Source organism: Aestuariivirga litoralis (assembly GCF_015714715.1).
GTDB lineage: Bacteria > Pseudomonadota > Alphaproteobacteria > Rhizobiales > Aestuariivirgaceae > Aestuariivirga > Aestuariivirga litoralis_A.
Window position 1 is genome coordinate 483,298 of record NZ_WAHS01000001.1, and the last position, 18,659, is coordinate 501,956.

The following is an 18,659-nucleotide window of genomic DNA, read 5'->3' on the forward strand; positions in this document are numbered from 1 at the left end:
CAACCCATCCCTGCCTGACTGTGAAGCCGTCATGCCCAGTTGGCATGACGGCTTATTTTTGGCTGGCACTCCCGTCACATAGAATCTGGACGTTTGGGATTTCAGGCTTTAAGAGGACGCAACCTCACATTCAGCCTGCTTAGAGTTCCCATGACTGGTCTTGCGCAAATCCGTTCCACCTTCCTCGATTTCTACAAAAAGCAGGGTCACGAAATTGTACCCTCATCGCCGTTGGTGCCGCGCAATGACCCGACTTTGATGTTCGCCAATTCGGGCATGGTGCAATTCAAGAACGTATTTACCGGGGCGGAAAAGCGGCCTTATTCACGCGCCACCACGGCACAGAAATGCGTGCGCGCCGGCGGCAAGCACAATGACCTCGACAATGTGGGTTACACTGCGCGCCATCACACCTTCTTCGAAATGCTGGGCAACTTCTCCTTCGGTGACTATTTCAAGCCCGACGCCATTGAATGGGCATGGACCTTGGTCACCAAGGAATTCGGTCTGCCCAAGGACAAGCTGACTGTCACCGTCTATCACGATGACGATCAGGCCTTTGACCTGTGGAAGAAAATCGGCGGCCTGCCGGATTCACGCATCATCCGCATTCCCACGGCTGACAATTTTTGGGCCATGGGTGATACCGGCCCTTGCGGACCATGCTCGGAAATCTTCTTCGACCATGGCGACAAGATCTGGGGCGGGCCTCCCGGTTCACCTGAGCAGGATGGTGACCGGTTTATCGAAATCTGGAACCTGGTCTTCATGCAGTTCGAGCAGCTCTCGAAGGATGAACGCGTCAGCCTGCCGCGCCCATCGATCGACACCGGCATGGGTCTTGAGCGCATCGCCGCCGTGCTGCAGGGCACGCATGACAATTACGAAACTGATTTGTTCCGCGCGTTGATCAGCAACATTGTGGAGAATACCGGCGTTGCCGCTGAAGGTGATGCCAAGGCCTCCAACCGGGTGATTGCCGATCACTTGCGCGCGTCATCCTTCCTGATCGCCGATGGCGTGATGCCATCGAATGAAGGCCGCGGTTATGTGCTGCGCCGCATCATGCGCCGCGCCATGCGCCATGCCGAATTGCTGGGCGTGAAAGAGCCATTGATGTGGAAGCTGGTGCCCGCGCTCGTGCGCGAAATGGGCTCGGCCTATCCGGAGCTGAACCAGGCGCAGCCGATGATTACTGAAACGCTGAAGCTGGAAGAAACCCGCTTCCGTGCCACACTGGTGCGCGGCCTCAAGCTGCTGGCTGATGAATCCGCAGGCCTGCACAAGGGTGAAGTGTTTTCCGGCGAAACGGCCTTCAAGCTCCATGACACTTATGGCTTCCCGCTGGACTTGACGCAGGACGCGCTCAAGTCGCGCGGCATCAGCGTGGATGGCGATGCTTTTGCCAAATCCATGGCCCGCCAGAAAGCTGAAGCGCGCGCCGCCTGGAAAGGTTCGGGCGAAGAGAAGGCCGATTCCATTTGGTTCGATATTCGCGAACGCGTGGGGGCCACGGAATTCCTCGGCTATGACACTGAGAAGGCCGAAGGCGAAGTCATGGCGCTGACCCATGAGGGCAAGGATGTGACGACGCTCAATGAGGGCCAGAGCGGCGCCATCCTGGTGAACCAGACGCCGTTCTATGGCGAGAGTGGCGGCCAGACGGGTGATCATGGCGTGATCCGCCGTGCCGATGGCGCGGTGTTCAAAGTGACTGATACGCAAAAGCGCTTGGGCGATGTGTTCGTGCATTATGGCGTGGTTGAAAAGGGCTCGTTCCGCCCCGGTCAGGCGGTTGAGCTTGAGGTTGATCACGCGCGCCGCTTCGGCAACCGCGCGCATCACTCGGCCACGCATCTGCTGCACGAAGCGCTGCGCATGGTGCTGGGTGAGCATGTGGCGCAAAAGGGCTCATTGGTGGAGCCTGACCATCTGCGTTTCGATTTCTCGCATAGCAAAGGCATCAGTGCTGAAGACCTCGCCACCGTCGAAAAAATTGCCAATTCTGTTGTCAGCCAAAACGATGCTGTGAATACACGGCTGATGTCGGTCGATGCGGCGCGGGCTGAAGGTGCCATGGCGCTGTTTGGCGAAAAATACGGCGATGAAGTGCGCGTGGTTTCGATGGGCCGCAATGAGCCCGGCTCGAACCGCCGCATCTATTCGCTGGAACTGTGCGGCGGCACGCATGTGGCGCGCACAGGCGATATTGGCCTGATCAAGATCGTGGGCGAGAGTGCATCTTCCGCTGGCGTGCGCCGCATGGAAGCGCTGGCTGGCGACGCTGCACGGGCTTACTTGAACAGGCAGGATCAGCGCGTTCTGGCTGCTGCATCGGTTTTGAAAGTGGCGCCGGCCGAAATGGTGCAGCGTGTTGAAACGCTAATGGACGAGCGCCGCAAGCTGGAGCGCGAACTGGCTGAAGCCAAGCGCCAATTGGCGATGGGTGGTGGCGCATCGGGCGGGGCAGGCGGCGACATCAGCGAAATCAACGGCGTGAAAGTTCTGGCGCGCGTGCTTAAGGGCGTGGCTGCTAATGACCTCAAGCCGCTGGCCGATGAAGGCAAGAAGACGCTGGGTTCCGGCATCGTGGTGCTGATCGCCACCAGCGAAGACGGCAAGGGTGCCGTCGTTGCTGGCGTGACGGCAGACCTGACGACGAAATTCAACGCGGTTGACCTGGTGAAAGCCGGGGCGGCGGCGATGGGCGGCAAGGGCGGTGGCGGCAGGCCAGACATGGCGCAAGCCGGCGGGCCCGATGGCGCCAAGGCGGATGACGCACTGGCGGCTGTGAAGGCGCTGATCTAAGTTTTGTGATCGGGATGCTGGCGCGATACGAGGCGTGCCAATTCTTCCGCTGGCCGGCTTTCGTCGGTGCGGTGTTCCGGCAGCTCATGCAGGTGCGCGAACCAGGGCAGGCGGCTTTCCACGCCGACTTGAGCGGTGAAGACCAGCACCGATGGATCGTCCAGCGTGCCGGCGGCCAGTTCGATCTGGGGATCGCCGTCTTCCCACATGAACATCGGCGTGCCGCATTTTCTGCAAAAACCGCGCTGCACGGGCGGTGAAGACCGGAAGACCGAAGGCTGGCCCATAGTCCATTCAAACCGTGCCACATCCACGCCAAACAAGGCCGCACCAAAGTTGCCGAACGCCTTCTGGCACATGCGGCAATGGCAGATTTCGGCACTTCCCGGTTTACCTTCAAAGGCATAGCGCAGGGCACCGCACTGGCAGCCGCCGGTTGTTTTCGGGTCAGGCATCAGGGTTCTCCGTTAGGGCGAAATTTACCACTTTTTCAGATAGTCGTCGCGATCAAATCGGCCCCTTAAATCACAGGAATATCGCGCGATGCATGCCTCCCGGATGGCGGGTTTCAGACTTTTGTGGATCATCGTGCTGCTGCTCGTGCCAGTATCCTATCTTGGCAGCCAGCTCACATTCGACCGCTGGGCCATGGCCAAGGCCACCCGCGCGCATCTCGACGGCGTGGCGTTGATGGACATCACCTTGCAGGTGATGCTTGATCTTTCACGCGGCGAGAACCCTTCTGGCCAGCAACCCGATCTCGAAAAGAGCGGGCCCAATCTGGCGGCCAGCAGTGGTGTGACGCCTGAGCTTGATCAATTTCTGAAAATCCTGAACGACACCAACAAGGACCGCGCCGCCAAACTTGATGCAGCGAGTGCGCTCATGTCATCGATCGGCGCATCCGTGAGTGCGGCGCAATCGGGTGATCATGAAGCACATATCCTGGCCAACCTGGCATCGGAAAAATTGCCCAAGCTGATCGATGATTACGCGGCCCTGATCGAGCATGTGGACCAGCGGGTGAGTGACGGTGTGGTTTCCGACGCACAGCTTTACACCATGCAGTGGGAAATCGCCGATCTGGAATTCGAAGCGCGCGATACATCAAACGGCGTGCATCGTGCGCGCCTGGCCAGTGATGACAGGGGCGCCTTCAGTCCGCTTCTTCAGCCTTCATGGTGGGTACTGTTTGATACGGCGAATTTCCGCACCATTCTCAGTGACCGCACCACTGAGCCGCATGCGCTGCTGACCAAGCTGCAAGTGGCGACTTCCGAAACCGCGCCCAAATGGAATGATAGTTTGCGCCAGATCTGGGCAGGACTGCATGAGCGCCTGCAAACCATCGGCCGCACACGGCATGCTGAATTCCTCGCCTGGGCCTCGCGCAGCATGGCGATCTCAGCCGGTGCTGTGTTGCTGGGCCTCGGCGTTGCCATATCGATGTTCCGCCGCACGTTGCGCAAGCTTGATGAAGTTGAACTGGCGCGGCGCGAAGCCATCATGGCACGTTCGGAAGCTGAATCGAGTGCGGATGAATTGGCTGAGCTTAATATTCATATGAGCCAGAATTTGAAGGCTTTGAAAGCGGCGCAGGATCTTCTGGTGAAGAAGGGCCGCATGGAGCAGCTGGGCCAGCTGATTGCAATCATCGCGCATGAGTTGCGCAACCCATTGGGCACGGTGCGTACGTCGGCCTTCCTGCTGGAGCGCAAGACCAAGGGGCTGGGGCTTGGCATCGAGGGTCAGCTGCAGCGCATCAACAATGGCATTACGCGCTGCGATGAAATCATTACGCAGCTTCTGGATTTCTCGCGCAACAAGCAGATCGTGGCGTCTTCAGAGGATCTTGATCAATGGCTGGAAGGCGCTGTCTCTGAAGAGGCGCAACGCCTGCCTGCCGCCGTGTCGATCTCCTGCGTGCTGGGGCTTGAAGGCCTGAAGGTGCCGTTCGATCCGAAACGCATGCACCGCGCCATCGGCAACCTTCTCTCTAATGCATCGGAAGCGATGGTGGGCAATGGCGAAGATGCCAGCCGCTTTGCTGTTCAGAATCCGCAGATCGTGATTTCAACGCGGCGCGAGGGCGACCAGATATGCATCGAAGTGCGCGACAATGGCCCAGGCATCAAGGGCGATGTGATGGCACGCATCCGCGAACCGCTGTTCACCACCAAGAGCTTCGGCACGGGATTGGGGCTGCCGGCGGTGGAGCAGATCTTGGCGCAGCATCACGGCAGTCTGCAGGTTGATTCAGAGCTTGGGAAGTTTGCAAGCTTCTGCATGCGTCTGCCGCTGACGGTGGTGCACGAGGAAGCGGCCTAATCTGGCCCCGGCATTCGCCGGGGCGACGACCTAAAGGGATTAACCCAGCGCCTTCGCCAGGTTCTTGTCCACCGCGTCGATGAAGCCTTCGGTGGTGAGCCACTTTTGATCGGGGCCGACCAGAACAGCGAGGTCCTTGGTCATCTTGCCTTCTTCGATGGTGGCGACGGTGACCTTTTCCATCTGCTCGGCGAAATGCTTCAGACGGTCATTGCCATCGAGCTTGGCGCGGTGCTTGAGGCCACCGGTCCAGGCGAAGATCGATGCGGCGGAATTGGTCGAGGTGGCCTTGCCTTCCTGATGCAGGCGGTAATGGCGCGTCACTGTGCCGTGCGCAGCCTCGGCTTCCACCGTCTTGCCATCGGGCGTCATCAACACAGAAGTCATCAGGCCGAGCGAGCCGTAGCCCTGCGCCACCAGATCTGACTGCACGTCGCCATCATAGTTCTTGCAGGCCCAGACATAACCGCCGGTCCATTTCATCGCGCTGGCCACCATGTCGTCGATCAGGCGGTGTTCATAGGTGATGCCGGCCTTTTCGAATTGCGGCTTGAATTCCGCATCGAAAATCTGCTGGAAAATATCCTTGAAGCGGCCGTCATAGGCCTTGAGGATGGTGTTCTTGGTGGAAAGATAAACCGGCACATTGCGGTTGAGGCCGTAATTCAGCGAAGCGCGGGCAAATTCCTTGATGCTCTCATCAAGATTATACATTGCCATGGCCACACCGGAGCCGGGCGCCTTGAACACTTCCTTTTCGATCACCTTGCCGTCTTTGCCGGTAAATTTGATGGTCAGCGTGCCTTCGCCGGGGAAGGTGAAATCGGTGGCGCGGTATTGATCGCCAAAGGCGTGACGGCCGATGATGATTGGCTTGGTCCAGCCGGGAACCAGGCGTGGCACGTTGGAGCAGATGATCGGTTCACGGAAAATCACGCCACCCAGAATGTTGCGGATCGTGCCGTTCGGTGATTTCCACATCTGCTTCAGGTTGAATTCCTTCACGCGGCCTTCATCCGGCGTGATGGTGGCGCATTTCACGCCCACACCATATTTCTTGATGGCATTGGCGCTGTCGATCGTCACTTGGTCATCCGTCTTGTCGCGGTTTTCAACCGAGAGATCGTAGTAGTGCAAGTCAATATCGAGATAGGGCAGAACAAGCTTTTTCTTGATCAGGTCCCAGATGATGCGCGTCATCTCATCGCCGTCGAGTTCAACAACGGGGTTGGCAACCTTGATCTTGTCCATTTGGGGCCCTTCAGGAAATTGATTGGGCCGGGTTCTAGCAGTTGAAATTGTAGGCCGCAATTGACCTTCGTGGCCCCCGGCGAATGCGGCACATGAGCCACATGCATGAAAGATTTGCCACTTGCCAGCGTTGGCACTGAAGCCTACGGCAGTCTCATGTAACAAACACACGCCACAGGAGGCCGCCATGACGCAGCAGAACGCCATGACAGAGAAACCAGCAAAAATCGGCTTCCTGCGCAGTCAATTGAACAAGCTTGGGCCTGGCCTTATCGCCGGGGCTGCCGATGATGATCCATCGGGCATAGCCACCTATTCGGTGGCCGGGGCGCAGTTCGGCCTTGGCCTTTTGTGGCTGTCCTGGTTCTCCTGGCCGCTGATGGCTTTTGTGCAGATGATGTGCGCACGGATCGGCATGGTGACGGGGGTCGGGCTGGCCGGTGCCTTGCGGCAGCGCTTCCCCAGGCCAGTGCTTATTGTGGCCTGCTTTGCGCTTCTCGCGGCCAACAGCATCAATGTGGGGGCCGATCTTTCGGGCATGGCCGATGCGGCGGAGCTTCTCACGGGCATCAGCTCGCATGTCTATGTGGTGCTGCTGGGCGGGTTGATCAGTTATGCCGTCATCCGCTTCCGCTATCATCATGTGGCCAATGTGTTGAAGTGGCTGGCGTTGACGCTGGTGGCCTATATTGTAACGGGCTTTCTGGTGAAGCCTCAATGGGGCGCCGTGTTCAGCGCCTTTGCGCATATCAGCATCCCCGCCAATGGCGGGTTTGGCATGGTTGTGGCGATCCTGGGCACCACAATCAGCCCTTATCTCTTCTTCTGGCAGGCGGCGCAGGAAGTGGAAGAGCAGAAGGCGATGGGCCGGCGCATGCTGAAAAGCCGGCAGCATGCCACCACCAAAGAGATCAAAGACCGGGTGTTTGATGTGGCCTTCGGCACGCTGAGTTCCAATGTGGTGATGTTCTTTGTGATCCTGTGCACGGCGTTGACCTTGAATGCCAATGGCATGACGACGATTACCAGTTCCAAGGAAGTGGCCGAAGCCCTGAGGCCACTCGCAGGCAATGGCGCAATGCTGCTTTATACGGTGGGCATTGTGGGCGTGGGATTGCTGGCCATCCCGACGCTGACCGGATCGGCAGCCTATGCTTTTTCCGAAACCTTTCACTGGCGCGGCGGGCTGGATGAAAAGTGGCGCCGCGCGCGGGCCTTTTACGGCATCATCATTTTCTCGACGCTGATCGGCATTGCGATGGATTGGCTCAGCATAAATCCGGTGGCAGCGCTTTACTGGACGGCGGTGATCAATGGCGTGCTGGCACCGTTCCTGCTGGTGGGCATCCTGATGGTGGCGCGCGACCAGAAGATCATGCTGGGCCAGCCGAGTTCAATCGTGTCGCAGGTGGTTGTCGGCATTACGATCATCCTGATGTTCGGCGCTGCGGTGGCGATGTTCCTGACCTGACCTCATTCGCGGGCCTTGGGGCAGGGCTTTGACTTGCAGCCGCATGCATGGCACATGGCGGTCCCATGCAAAACCCTTTGAGCCCCGCTTCGCCGTCACCTTCGGCCAATGCCTTTCACTACCCCGCTTATCTGTTCTATTTCATCAGCCGGGTGTTCAACGGCTTTGCGCTGCAGATCGTGGCGACCGCCGTGGGCTGGCAGGTTTATGCGCTGACGCATAATCCAATTTATCTGGCCTATATCGGCCTAGTTGTCTTCCTGCCGGTGCTGCTTCTGGTGCTGCCTTCGGGCTATGCGGCGGATCACTATAACCGCCGGGTGACCTCCATCATCTGCTTCGTGCTGGAGGCCGTTTGTGCAGGTGGGCTGGTCATCTTCTCGCTGGGCGACCAGCAGGTGGTATGGCCGGTTTATGTTTATCTGGCCTTGCTGGGTGTGGCTTCCGCTTTCGGCAACCCGGCGGCCAGCGCCATGGTGCCCAATATTCTGACCAAGGAAGCGCTGCCGCACGGCATTTCGCTCAACGCCTTGTCGTGGCAATCGGCCGCCATTCTGGGGCCAGTGGTGGGTGGTTTGCTCTATGGCTTTGGGCCGGTGGTGGCTTACGGCGTTTCATTTGCCTTTGTTCTGCTGGGCATCGTGATGGTTTTCCTTATGGGGCATGTGAACCAGCATCAGAACGAGCAGAGCGAGGGCGGGTTGATGACCTTGCTGGCTGGCTTCCGCTTCATCTGGAGCGAGCCTATTGTTTTGGGTGCGATCTCGCTCGATCTCTTTGCCGTGCTGCTGGGCGGGGCCGTGGCGCTACTGCCGGTCTATGCCAGTGACATCCTGCATGTGGATGCGCTCGGGCTTGGGCTGTTGCGCTCAGCGCCTGGCATTGGCGCCGTCCTCGTGGCGCTATGGCTCTCCAAATTCGGCATCAAGGATTATGCCGGCTATGTATTGTTTGTGGCCATTGCGCTGTCTGGCCTTTCCATCGTGGTGTTCGGTTATTCGCTGTTGCCCTGGCTCTCGATCCTGGCGCTGGGCTGCTATGGCGGCTTCGACATGATTAGCGTTTATGTGCGCGAGATTTTGATGCAGCTCTGGATTCCCGATCATGTGCGTGGCCGCGTGAATGCCGTGAACAACGTGTTCATTGGCGCGTCTAACCAATTGGGCGAGGCGCGCGCCGGTTTTGTTGCGGCCGCATTGGGTGCCGTTCATGCCGTGGTGATTGGTGGCGTTGGCACGATTATCGTGGCCGGGTTCTGGGCCTATATGTTCCCCAAGCTGCGCGAAGCACGCGAACTTTCCGGCGGGGTGTGATGGCGGGCACCGACCACCGGCAGAAGAAGGATCTAGGCCCGGCACCATCCGTAGTGCTGGTCAACCCGCAGCTCGGTGAGAATATCGGCATGGCGGCGCGGGCCATGGCGAATTTCGGGTTGACGGATTTGATGCTGGTTGATCCGCGCACCGACTGGGACAAGGAAAAGGCGTTGGCTACGGCTTCAGGTGCTGCCGATACGGTAGCCCGAGCCCGCGTTGAACCTGTGTTGGCCGATGCGCTGAAACCCTATCATTATGTCTATGCCACCACAGCGCGGCCGCGCGGCATGACCAAGGATGTGATGACGCCGGAACAGGCAGCGGTCGACATGCATAAACGCATCGCCAATGGCGAAAAGCTGGGCATTCTTTTCGGGCGCGAAAGGTATGGCTTAACCAATGACGAAGTATCCTTGGCGGACATGATCATCACCGCCCCCGTGAACCCGGCCTATGCCTCGCTCAATATTGCGCAGGCGGTGCTGCTGGTTGGTTATGAATGGTTCAAGCCGATTGCCACCACGCTGGGCATGGAGACGCAGGAGCTGCCGGCACTTGAAGGGCCGGGGCTGCATATGCCCGGTACCCAGCCTGCCACCAAGGAAGAGCTTTACGGTTTTCTTGATCATCTGGAAGGCGAGCTTGCCACGGCGGGTTTCTTCAAGACGGACGACAAGCGCCCCGGCATGGTCCGCAACATGCGCAACCTGTTTGCGCGCGCGCAGCCTTCCGAGCAGGAAGTGCGCTCGCTGCGTGGCATCGTGTCGTCGCTCACCCGCGTGCATGAATTGCGGAAAGAGAAGTTAGAGAAAGAGAAGCAGGGCAAATGACCAAGCCGCGCATTCTGCTGTTTGATAGCGGCATGGGCGGCCTGACGGTGGCGCGCGCGGTGGCGAAGCAAATTCCTGACGCGCATCTGATTTACTCAGCCGACAATGCCGGCTTTCCCTATGGCGCGTGGAAGGAAAAGCCGCTGGTCGAGCGCATCCGCCGCGTGGTGGGCGCACTGGTCAACCGGGCCAAGCCCGATGTGGTGGTGGTGGCGTGCAACACGGCATCGACCATTGCAATCGCCGATCTGCGGGCGTCATTCGAGGTGCCGTTTGTCGGCACGGTGCCGGCGATCAAGCCGGCGGCAGCGCAGACCAAGAGCGGCATTATCGGTGTTCTCGCTACGCCCGGCACGGTGAACCGCGAATATACCCATTCGCTGATCCATACTTACGCCTATCACTGCAAGGTGTTCCTGCATGGAGCGCCGAGGCTGGCGGAAATTGCCGAGCAGAAATTGCGCGGGCATCCGGTGAACATGGCGGAGCTGGCCGATGAAGTGGCGCCGGTGTTCCGCAAACGTGACGGCGGGCGCACCGATGTCGTGGTGCTGGGCTGCACGCATTACCCGTTGCTGACCGAAGAGATTTCCAAGGTGGCGCCTTGGGACGTGACATTCATTGACCCGTCGCCCGCCATTGCAAGGCGGGTGGCCGATGTGGCCGAAGAGACCGTGCTTAAAGGGCCGGATGCCAACGCCCCGGCGCATGGCACGGTGCTATTGACGGCGGCGCGCAGCGAGTCTTCCGAAACGCTGGCCGCCTATGCCAGCATGGGATTTCCCAAACACGAGATCATTGACCTTCCGGTGTGACGGCAGCACGCTTGGGGCCGAAAGGTGAAAGCGCAGCAATGCTGGATGCGGATTATGTGATCGTGGGGGCAGGGCCCGCAGGCTGTGCGCTGGCGGCACGGCTGGCATTAAGTCCGGGCAAACCCAGCATCGCGCTGATCGAGGCGGGCAGGGCCAAGCCTTCTTTCCTTTCGACATTGCCTGTTGGCGTGGCGGCACTTGTGCCGCTTAAGACCACATACAACTACGCCTTCAAGGCCGTGGCGCAACCGGGGCTGGGCGGAAGGCGGGGCTATGTTCCGCGCGGGCGTGGCGTGGGCGGTTCCAGTCTCATCAACGCGATGATCTATATGCGCGGCCAGCCTCAAGATTACGATGATTGGGCGGCGGCGGGTTGCGCTGGGTGGAGTTGGCGCGATGTGCTGCCACTGTTCAAACGCGCGGAACGTAATGCCCGTGGTGCTGATGATTGGCACGGCGACACGGGGCCGTTGGAAGTGGCAGATCTGGTTTCACCAAGTCCGGTATCGCTGGCCTTCGTGAAGGCGGCACAAGAGGCGGGCTATGCGTTCAATCCCGATTTCAATGGAGCGCAACAGGAAGGTGTGGGGCTCTATCAGGTATTCCAGCGCGACGGAGCGAGGCTGGATGCGGGCTCCGCCTATCTGGCCGATGCGGGTCAATGGCCGAACCTGACGATTGTGAGCCGGCGCCGCGCGATGCGTGTGGTGTTCGAGGGCAAACGCGCAATTGGTGTCGAGGTCGTGGGATCGGGCGGGCGGCAGATCATCAAGGCGCGGCGTGAGGTCATCCTATCGGCGGGGGCCATTGGGTCGCCGCAGCTTCTGATGCTGTCGGGCATCGGGCCGTCGGCGCATCTGGCACTGCACGGCTTGCCGGTGTTGGTGGATGCCGCCGAAGTAGGGCAGAATCTTCAGGACCATCTGGATTACACCGCTCATCTGCGGATGAAGGCCCCGGGCCTGCTGGGCTATGGGCCTTCTGCCGTGTTGCGGGCGGCGGCGGCCTTTCCGGCTTACCTTCGCGGGCAGGGCATGTTGACGAGCAATGTGGCCGAGGCGGGGGGCTTTGTGAAAAGTGATGCCGCGCTTTCGCGGCCTGATCTGCAGTTTCACTTTTGTACCGCGATTGTGGACCAGCATGCACGGCGGCCGCATCTGTCTACGGGTGTGACCTTGCATGTTTGTGCGCTGCGGCCGCAGAGCAGGGGTGAGATTACGCTGGCCTCGGCTGATCCTGCCGCTGCGCCACTGATTGATCCGAAGTTCCTGTCAGCACCTGCTGATCTTGACGTGTTGCTCAAAGGCGCACGCGCGGTTCACCGCATCTTGCGGTCGGTGCCATTGGCGCGATTTGGTGGAAAATTTATTTATGGCAGTTCTGATCCTTCGGACGAAGAATTGCTGACGCTGATCCGCGATCATTCCGATACGATCTATCATCCGGTGGGTACCTGCCGGATGGGCAGCGATGCCCGCGCCGTGGTGACGCCGCAATTGAAGGTGCAAGGTGTGGAGGGCCTGCGCGTTGCCGATGCCTCGATCATGCCGCATCTGGTGAGTGGTAATACGCAAGCGCCCAGTGCGATGATTGGTGAAAAGGCGGCTGACATGATTCTGGAAGGGCTAGCGGTTTGACGATAGAAAATCTCCATCCGGTTTTTGACGTGCTGCATCAGGCTTCCCGCGCGCAGCCCGCACCTGATGTCGAAGCTCGCCGTGAGTCACTGGGGCGGTTGGCCACTTTGGTGAAAGCCAATGCAGATGCTTTCGCGCAAGCAATCAGCGCGGATTTCGGCGGGCGCTCGCCTGATGAAACGCAGATGCTGGAGCTTGTGCCGGTGATGAATAGCATTCGCCATGCCAGGCGCCATGTGGGGCGGTGGATGCGCGATGAGCGGCGTGGGGTCTCGCTTGTGTTCCAGCCGGCACATTCATGGGTGCGATATGAACCACTGGGCGTGATTGGCATTATCTCGCCGTGGAATTATCCGCTGCTGCTTTCGCTTTCGCCACTGGTGGATGCTTTGGCGGCAGGCAACCGCGCGATGCTGAAGCCCTCGGAATTGACGCCGCGCTTTTCGGAATTGCTGGCGCGTGTCATTGCTGCACATTTCCCGACGGAGCAAGTAACCGTGGCGACAGGCGGCGTAGATGTGGCCGAAGCATTTGCGAGTTTGCCCTTCGATCACCTTGTCTTTACGGGTTCAACCGCTGTGGGTCGAAAGGTCATGCGCGCGGCGGCGGAGAATTTGACGCCGGTGACGCTGGAACTGGGCGGCAAGTCGCCTGCCATCGTGACGCCGGATTATCCGATTGAGAAGGCGGCTGCTTCGATCTCTTTCGGCAAGTTCGTGAATGCGGGGCAGACTTGCATCGCGCCGGATTATGCTCTCGTCCCGCAAGAGCAAGTCGAAGGCTTTGCGGTGGCGGTAATGAATGCCGCACGCAAAGCCTATCCCAGCATTGCGGGCAATGATGATTACAGCGCGATCATCACGCCGCGCCACCGCGAGCGTCTGCGCGCCGCAATTGAAGAGGCGCGCGGGGCAGGGGCCAAGGTGCTGACCTATGGCGAGGCGGGCAATGACCCGGCCAAGATTTCACCCACTGTTGTGTTGAACCCGTCGCCCGATGGGCTGCTGATGCGCGAGGAAATCTTCGGGCCTGTACTCCCGGTCATCGGCTACCGCGCGCTGAGCGAAGGCATCGCCTTCGCCGCCGCCCGTGCGCGGCCACTGGCGCTCTATTGCTTCAGCAACGACCGCACCACGCAGAACCAGGTGCTGAATGGCGTCACCTCGGGCGGCGTCACGCTCAATGGCACGCTAATGCATATCGCTCAGGATGGGCTGCCCTTCGGCGGTATCGGACCATCTGGGATGGGTGCCTATCACGGGAAAGACGGCTTCCGCCGCTTCAGCCATGCGCGCGGCGTGCACAAGATCGGGGCGATCAATGTCTTCGAACGCCTGGGCCCGCCTTGGGGGCGCCTGAGCCGGTTGGTGGGCCGTTTCCTGTCGCGGTAAGCCCGATTGTCTGAGTTCAAATACAAATGAGACTGTTGCGTAATCGTGGCCAGGGGCACCCCCACGGCCTCCGCCGCAGCCTGGGCCGAAAGAGCCCGGCCACATGCTTGCCGGTTTTCTGGAACTCCGCTAGGCTCGCGCTATGCGCACTGCGTTCATGGAAATGTTGGGCTTGTCGGCACCCATTCTGCAAGCGCCCATTGGCAGTTGCGCGACCCCCGCTCTTGCAGTGGCAGTTGGGCGTGCAGGCGGCATGGGCTCCATGTCCATGGCATGGACGGACAAGGAAACGGGCCTGCAGCAGCTTGCATCGCTCAAGGCGCAAACCCAATCCTTCTTCTTCAATTTTGTTCTGCGCTTTGGAGCGGAAGCACCACCCTGGTACATCGGCTCTGGCTTGCCAGCCGTCACTTTCTCTTGGGGCCTTGATGCCCCACTCATCGCCGCTTTTAAGAAACATGGCACCCGCGTCGGCGTTCAGGTGGGATCATCAGAAGGCGCACGCCTTGCTATTGCTGCGGGGGCCGACTTCATCATCGCGCAGGGCATGGAGGCGGGCGGTCATGTGCAGTCCACAACGCCGCTGGACTTGCTATTGAAGACCGTGATCGCTGCTGCCGGTCAGGTGCCTGTTGTGGCAACGGGCGGCATCGCAACTGCAGAAGATATCGTCAGGGTGATGAAGGCAGGGGCACAAGCCGTGATGATGGGCACGCGTTTTGTCGCCACCGCAGAGTCCGGCGCCCATGATCTCTACAAGCAGGCGCTGGTTGCAGCGAAGCGTGAAGACCAAGCCTACACCCATTGTTTTGATATTGACTGGCCCTACGCCATGCACGGCGTACTTCGCAATTCCACTTTCAAGGCCTGGGAAGCAGCAGGCCACCCGATGGCGCCCCATCGTCCTGGTGAAGGTGATATTGTCATCCGCCGGGGTGGCAGGGCGATCGTCCGCTATTGCGACTCGCCGCCCGCCGCCGATGCTGAGGGAGACATTCTCGCGGCCTGCCTCTATGCCGGAACAAGTGTCGCCGGCATCAGCGACGTGCGCCCTGCAGGAGAGATTGTTCAGTCGCTCTGGGCCGAAGCGCAGAAACTGTTATAGTGTTGCATCATGCGCCAGAACGGCGTTGAGCAATACCTGCGTTCCCGCCCCACATTCCTCCAGCGTCGTTAGCTCCGCCTCATGACTACGGTGCCAGTGCATTTATATGTCGTTGCCAACCCGCCCCCCGTCTCATATGTACTGAGCCCGGACACCGATTTGACATTCCCGGCCATCTTGGCTACATCCCGCCCACCTAAGCGGTTTTCCCCGCTTTTTGCTTGCCCGTGAGGTCCGAAACCGGATTTCTGTCGGCCTCGAGAGAGGCAGAGGAGGGTGGGCTCCAACCCTAACCGGAATGGAGCTGTAAAGATACGAGCCACGCTCGCGCCTTTGCGCCTTCATTGCCATTTGAGAGCTGTAAAATGACAAAGCGTTCAAACGCCAAATATAAGCTGGACCGCCGCCTGGGTGAAAACATCTGGGGCCGTCCGAAGTCTCCGGTCAACAAGCGCGAATACGGCCCCGGCCAGCACGGCCAGCGCCGCAAGAGCAAGCCTTCCGATTTCGGCATCCAGCTGCGTGCCAAGCAGAAGCTGAAGGGCTATTACGCCAACATTTCGGAACGCCAATTCTCGAGCTACTATAAAGAAGCTCTGCGCATGACGGGCGACAGCTCGGAAAACCTGATCGGCCTCTTGGAGCGCCGCATCGACACGGTGGTTTACCGTGCCAAGTTCGCCATCACCATGTTCGCTGCCCGCCAGCTCGTCAGCCATGGCCATGTGAAGGTCAACGGCAAGCGCGTGACCATTGCCTCGATCAAGCTGAAAGTGGGCGACACGCTCGAACTTTCGCCCAAGGCTAAGGAATTCCCGGTTGTCATGGAAGCGCTGGCTTCCTCCGAGCGTGATACGCCGGACTACGTTGAAACCAACGGCAAGGACAATGCCAAGCTGACGCGCGTGCCGTCGCTGGGTGACGTTCCGTATCCGGTTCAGATGCAGCCGGCCCTCGTCGTCGAATATTATTCGCGCTAATCTTAATCAAATCAAAATTTCAAAGGGCCCGCAGAAATGCGGGCCCTTCTTCATTGGCCCGGCCGGGGAGGCGCCTCCGAAGCTTGCGCGAGAGTCGTGTGCGCAGTGCGTCCGCAGTCCATGCGAAATTTCAGGCGGCGCAGAATGTGCCTAGTCTTGAGGCACGCGCTCGAATCAAGGCGACATAACAAAAGGACCCGACTGTGACGTTCTTAAGTACAATGCTTTCTAGCCGACCGTTGAAATGGATTTCCGGGGCAAGTGCCCGCAACAAAACTACAGTGCAGCTCTCCATTTCGGTTCAGAAAGTTTTGGAAACTTATGGCGGCATCACTCAGATGACACCTGCCGCTGACGAGATCTCGGACCGGCTGTCACATTTTTTTGCCGATGTTCCAGAGCAGGCCTTCCACAATGCGCAAATTGCCTGCCAGCAACATCTGCACCGGCTGATGGCGGATGCCTTGGAAAGCCGCGATGGAGACATTGAAAGCAATCCGGAAGTGCGCAGCGTGATCCGCGCCATTTTCCAGCTCTCGGTTCTGCGGAAATCTTCACCCCTGCTTGCACATGCCGGGGGCGTTGATTTTAGTGGATACCCAATTTCTGAATAATGTTTTCCGGCAGGTGCGGCGGGAACAGCGAATGCTGTGAACTGTCCTGCAGGAACTTGAGCGCTTGCGCGGTTCTTCGATCCACGCGCCCGTGGTCATAGGTCACGTAGCCGGTACATCGATAATAAGTGCGCCACCGGGTGATATCGCGGTCAACCAGTTGCAGGATGCCAGTAAACGAAGCGGGGCTGCCACTGGGCAGAAATGCGCCCAGGACACCGGAATAATAGACCCGGTTATTCAAGTCGCCGGCGTCGAAGTCGAACATCCTCCAGCCGCTGATGCCCTCGGATTCATTATAGAGAATGCTGGTCCTGCGTCCGGTCTGGATGACAACGCCTTCCAGCATGGGCGGCCGGTCATGGGCATTCACCTGGCCGGGGGTTCCGCGGCGGCGCAGGCCTCGCATGCAGAGGTGGCCGCCTTCGTAATAAATGGCTATGCCGGTAATCAGCACCATGCCCTTGTTCAGAAGGCTCGGCACGAACATCCAATAGAGGCCAGGGCTAAGCGAAGCCGAGCGGGATTCAACATCCAGCAGGTTTTGCAATTTCTGTAATTGATTGCTCGCGTTGGACGCGCTGTTCCCATGTGTGGCAGGTGCAAAAAGTTGCGCTGAATCGACGTTCAGATAGGTTGATATCTTTTCGAGGTTTTCCGGGCTGGGGAGGTATCTGCCGCTCAGGTATTTATTGAATTGCTGCCGATTGATGCCGGTGCCACGGCAGGCATCGGCTATTGTTCCCTTCTGGGCGCAAAGAGACAAAAAGTCTCTCCACGAACAATTGGTAGGCTGAACGGCTGCTTTCAGCGGCGTTTGCCATCTCTGTTTCCCGTACCCCGTACACATGGCATAATACAACCGCTGGTTAGATGCAAATGCATGACCTTTGATTGGAGCTTTCTTGATGACTGACACCAAACGCATCGATGAGTTGGAAATCCGCTCGGCACATCAGGACCAGATGCTGGGCGAGCTCAACGATGTGATCGCCGCGCAATGGAAGAAAATCGAGCAGCTGGAATTTCTGCTGAAGCGCACGCGCGAAGAGCTGCAGAATATCAATCTGCGGCCGGAAGGCGAAGAAGCGCCTCCGCCGCATTATTGAACCTTCAAGTCGCAGGTTGTGGTTTTGACAAGAACGTTTTTCCGAATTCTGCCACCGCGACTCCAGCGAGGATGATCAAGCCGGCCAGCAGTGTCTTGGCGCCAGTGGCTTCATTGAAAAACAGCCAGCCGATCAGGGCAATGCAGGGCGGGATGACATAGAGTGATGCGCCCACCGACGAGGGTGGCAAGACCGCTGCAGCATAGTTCCAGAAATTCACACTCAACAGGGTGGCGATCAGTGTCATGAAGAGCAGGCTGAAAATCGCCTGATGGCTGAGATGCATCGCCGTGTTGAGGGTGGTGCCGCTCAGGAAGCCCAAGGCTGGCAGAATGCACATGGCCGTGGTCCACAAGGTGACTTTGACCGGGCCATACTTCCTGATGAGCGGCCTGGCGAAGACGACATACACCGCCCAGCAGGCACAGCCGAACAGCATCATGAAGCCGCCAAAGATGGGAGATTGGCCGGTGCCTGACAGGCCGTCAGCAAACAGATAGCACGTGCCCGCGAACGAAATGAGCAGGCCCAGGATCACCGGAAGCGACAGGCGTTCTACCCCAAGTGCTGCTGCCAAGGCTGCAATCATCAGGGGATTGGTAGCGTAGATCATGCCGCCTGCACCGGCACTCAGATTAGCGAAGCCGAAATTGGAGCCGACATAGTATCCGAAATTACCCACGATCCCGACCAGCAGGTAGCGCGGCAGATCCTCCCAGTCGAATTTAGGCCCGACCCAAAGCAGAAGCGGGATGCAAAAGATGCAATTGGTGACCATGCGGATCACCATCGCATCGCCGGCGCCGGTTTCCAGCGCAAAGGCCCTGACAATGGAGGGGCTGATGCTCCAGATGAGCACGGCGGCGCAGAGGCCGAGGATCGCCTTGAAATGTGTGGACATGGCCTTGCCATAGGCCTTGGGCCGCAAAGCGGCAACTGGCGCCACCTTGGAGACCCTGTGAAAAAATCAACGGACAGGTGAGAGAAACATAACAAGAACACTC

General features: G+C 59.1%; 16 protein-coding genes. 12 read left to right on the forward strand and 4 right to left on the reverse strand.

The genetic code is table 11. The features are described from left to right. Positions 1-150: 150 nt before the first annotated feature. Positions 151-2,808 carry an alanine--tRNA ligase gene (gene alaS / locus F8B91_RS02475; protein ID WP_196502136.1) on the forward strand — a complete coding sequence of 886 codons (2,658 nt, stop codon included), beginning with the start codon at positions 151-153 and terminating at the stop codon, positions 2,806-2,808. Here the strand turns inward: alaS and F8B91_RS02480 are convergent. Then, positions 2,805-3,263, reverse strand: a complete 459-nt coding sequence (locus tag F8B91_RS02480; protein WP_196502137.1) for a GFA family protein — start codon at positions 3,261-3,263, stop codon at positions 2,805-2,807. The two genes, alaS and F8B91_RS02480, sit on opposite strands and share 4 nt — an antisense overlap. Before the next feature lie 88 nt (positions 3,264-3,351). Here F8B91_RS02480 and F8B91_RS02485 point away from each other — a divergent pair, with 88 nt between their 5' ends. Then, positions 3,352-5,136 carry a sensor histidine kinase gene (locus tag F8B91_RS02485; RefSeq protein ID WP_196502138.1) on the forward strand — a complete coding sequence of 595 codons (1,785 nt, stop codon included), beginning with the start codon at positions 3,352-3,354 and terminating at the stop codon, positions 5,134-5,136. Between the two features lie 39 nt (positions 5,137-5,175). On the opposite strand, the gene F8B91_RS02490 is transcribed toward F8B91_RS02485, so the two are convergent. After that, positions 5,176-6,387: an NADP-dependent isocitrate dehydrogenase gene (locus tag F8B91_RS02490; RefSeq protein ID WP_196502139.1), complete on the reverse strand. Its 1,212-nt coding sequence runs from the start codon at positions 6,385-6,387 to the stop codon at positions 5,176-5,178. Between the two features lie 187 nt (positions 6,388-6,574). On the opposite strand from F8B91_RS02490, the gene F8B91_RS02495 reads away from it, so the two are divergent. The 9 genes from F8B91_RS02495 (at position 6,575) to F8B91_RS02535 (ending at position 16,546) form a co-directional block, all read left to right on the forward strand. Then, the gene (locus tag F8B91_RS02495) at positions 6,575-7,858 is read left to right on the forward strand and encodes an NRAMP family divalent metal transporter (protein ID WP_196502140.1); all 1,284 of its coding nucleotides are present in this window, start codon (positions 6,575-6,577) and stop codon (positions 7,856-7,858) included. A gap of 65 nt (positions 7,859-7,923) precedes the next feature. Further along, on the forward strand, positions 7,924-9,171 hold the full coding sequence (locus F8B91_RS02500) for an MFS transporter (RefSeq protein WP_196502141.1): 1,248 nt from the start codon (positions 7,924-7,926) through the stop codon (positions 9,169-9,171). After that, positions 9,171-10,004 (forward strand): RNA methyltransferase, encoded by an 834-nt coding sequence (locus F8B91_RS02505; RefSeq protein WP_196502142.1) that lies wholly within the window; start codon positions 9,171-9,173, stop codon positions 10,002-10,004. The genes F8B91_RS02500 and F8B91_RS02505 overlap by 1 nt, the downstream gene beginning before the upstream one ends. Continuing rightward, positions 10,001-10,819 carry a glutamate racemase gene (gene murI / locus F8B91_RS02510; protein WP_196502143.1) on the forward strand — a complete coding sequence of 273 codons (819 nt, stop codon included), beginning with the start codon at positions 10,001-10,003 and terminating at the stop codon, positions 10,817-10,819. The genes F8B91_RS02505 and murI overlap by 4 nt, the downstream gene beginning before the upstream one ends. Before the next feature lie 38 nt (positions 10,820-10,857). Continuing rightward, positions 10,858-12,456: a GMC family oxidoreductase gene (locus F8B91_RS02515; protein ID WP_246714941.1), complete on the forward strand. Its 1,599-nt coding sequence runs from the start codon at positions 10,858-10,860 to the stop codon at positions 12,454-12,456. Beyond that, positions 12,453-13,847: a coniferyl aldehyde dehydrogenase gene (locus tag F8B91_RS02520; RefSeq protein ID WP_196502144.1), complete on the forward strand. Its 1,395-nt coding sequence runs from the start codon at positions 12,453-12,455 to the stop codon at positions 13,845-13,847. Before F8B91_RS02515 ends, F8B91_RS02520 begins: the two co-directional genes overlap by 4 nt. Positions 13,848-13,989: 142 nt before the next feature. Then, positions 13,990-14,952, forward strand: a complete 963-nt coding sequence (locus tag F8B91_RS02525; protein ID WP_196502145.1) for an NAD(P)H-dependent flavin oxidoreductase — start codon at positions 13,990-13,992, stop codon at positions 14,950-14,952. 365 nt (positions 14,953-15,317) lie between these two features. Continuing rightward, positions 15,318-15,932 carry a 30S ribosomal protein S4 gene (gene rpsD / locus F8B91_RS02530; RefSeq protein WP_196502146.1) on the forward strand — a complete coding sequence of 205 codons (615 nt, stop codon included), beginning with the start codon at positions 15,318-15,320 and terminating at the stop codon, positions 15,930-15,932. Positions 15,933-16,213: 281 nt separating this feature from the next. Next, complete coding sequence (locus F8B91_RS02535; RefSeq protein ID WP_196502147.1) at positions 16,214-16,546, forward strand: hypothetical protein; 333 nt, start codon at positions 16,214-16,216, stop codon at positions 16,544-16,546. On the opposite strand, the gene F8B91_RS02540 is transcribed toward F8B91_RS02535, so the two are convergent. Next, positions 16,521-17,312, reverse strand: a complete 792-nt coding sequence (locus F8B91_RS02540) for a helix-turn-helix domain-containing protein (protein ID WP_196502148.1) — start codon at positions 17,310-17,312, stop codon at positions 16,521-16,523. The two genes, F8B91_RS02535 and F8B91_RS02540, sit on opposite strands and share 26 nt — an antisense overlap. Positions 17,313-17,454: 142 nt before the next feature. Here F8B91_RS02540 and F8B91_RS02545 point away from each other — a divergent pair, with 142 nt between their 5' ends. Further along, positions 17,455-17,655, forward strand: coding sequence for a SlyX family protein (locus tag F8B91_RS02545; protein ID WP_196502149.1), 201 nt, complete (start codon positions 17,455-17,457; stop codon positions 17,653-17,655). 4 nt (positions 17,656-17,659) lie between these two features. On the opposite strand, the gene F8B91_RS02550 is transcribed toward F8B91_RS02545, so the two are convergent. Beyond that, entirely contained in the window at positions 17,660-18,601 is a 942-nt protein-coding gene (locus tag F8B91_RS02550; protein WP_196502150.1) for an EamA family transporter, read from the reverse strand. Positions 18,602-18,659 lie beyond the last annotated feature (58 nt).

Bases quoted from the DNA above. Each gene is read 5' to 3' on its own strand.
- murI (WP_196502143.1), top strand. From the start codon at position 10,001: ATGACCAAGCCGCGCATTCTGCTGTTTGATAGCGGCATGGGCGGCCTG.
- F8B91_RS02545 (WP_196502149.1), top strand. From the start codon at position 17,455: ATGACTGACACCAAACGCATCGATGAGTTGGAAATCCGCTCGGCACAT.
- F8B91_RS02485 (WP_196502138.1), top strand. From the start codon at position 3,352: ATGCATGCCTCCCGGATGGCGGGTTTCAGACTTTTGTGGATCATCGTG.
- F8B91_RS02500 (WP_196502141.1), top strand. From the start codon at position 7,924: ATGCAAAACCCTTTGAGCCCCGCTTCGCCGTCACCTTCGGCCAATGCC.
- F8B91_RS02525 (WP_196502145.1), top strand. From the start codon at position 13,990: ATGCGCACTGCGTTCATGGAAATGTTGGGCTTGTCGGCACCCATTCTG.
- alaS (WP_196502136.1), top strand. From the start codon at position 151: ATGACTGGTCTTGCGCAAATCCGTTCCACCTTCCTCGATTTCTACAAA.
- F8B91_RS02505 (WP_196502142.1), top strand. From the start codon at position 9,171: ATGGCGGGCACCGACCACCGGCAGAAGAAGGATCTAGGCCCGGCACCA.
- F8B91_RS02480 (WP_196502137.1), bottom strand. From the start codon at position 3,263: ATGCCTGACCCGAAAACAACCGGCGGCTGCCAGTGCGGTGCCCTGCGC.
- F8B91_RS02490 (WP_196502139.1), bottom strand. From the start codon at position 6,387: ATGGACAAGATCAAGGTTGCCAACCCCGTTGTTGAACTCGACGGCGAT.
- rpsD (WP_196502146.1), top strand. From the start codon at position 15,318: ATGACAAAGCGTTCAAACGCCAAATATAAGCTGGACCGCCGCCTGGGT.
- F8B91_RS02495 (WP_196502140.1), top strand. From the start codon at position 6,575: ATGACGCAGCAGAACGCCATGACAGAGAAACCAGCAAAAATCGGCTTC.
- F8B91_RS02515 (WP_246714941.1), top strand. From the start codon at position 10,858: ATGCTGGATGCGGATTATGTGATCGTGGGGGCAGGGCCCGCAGGCTGT.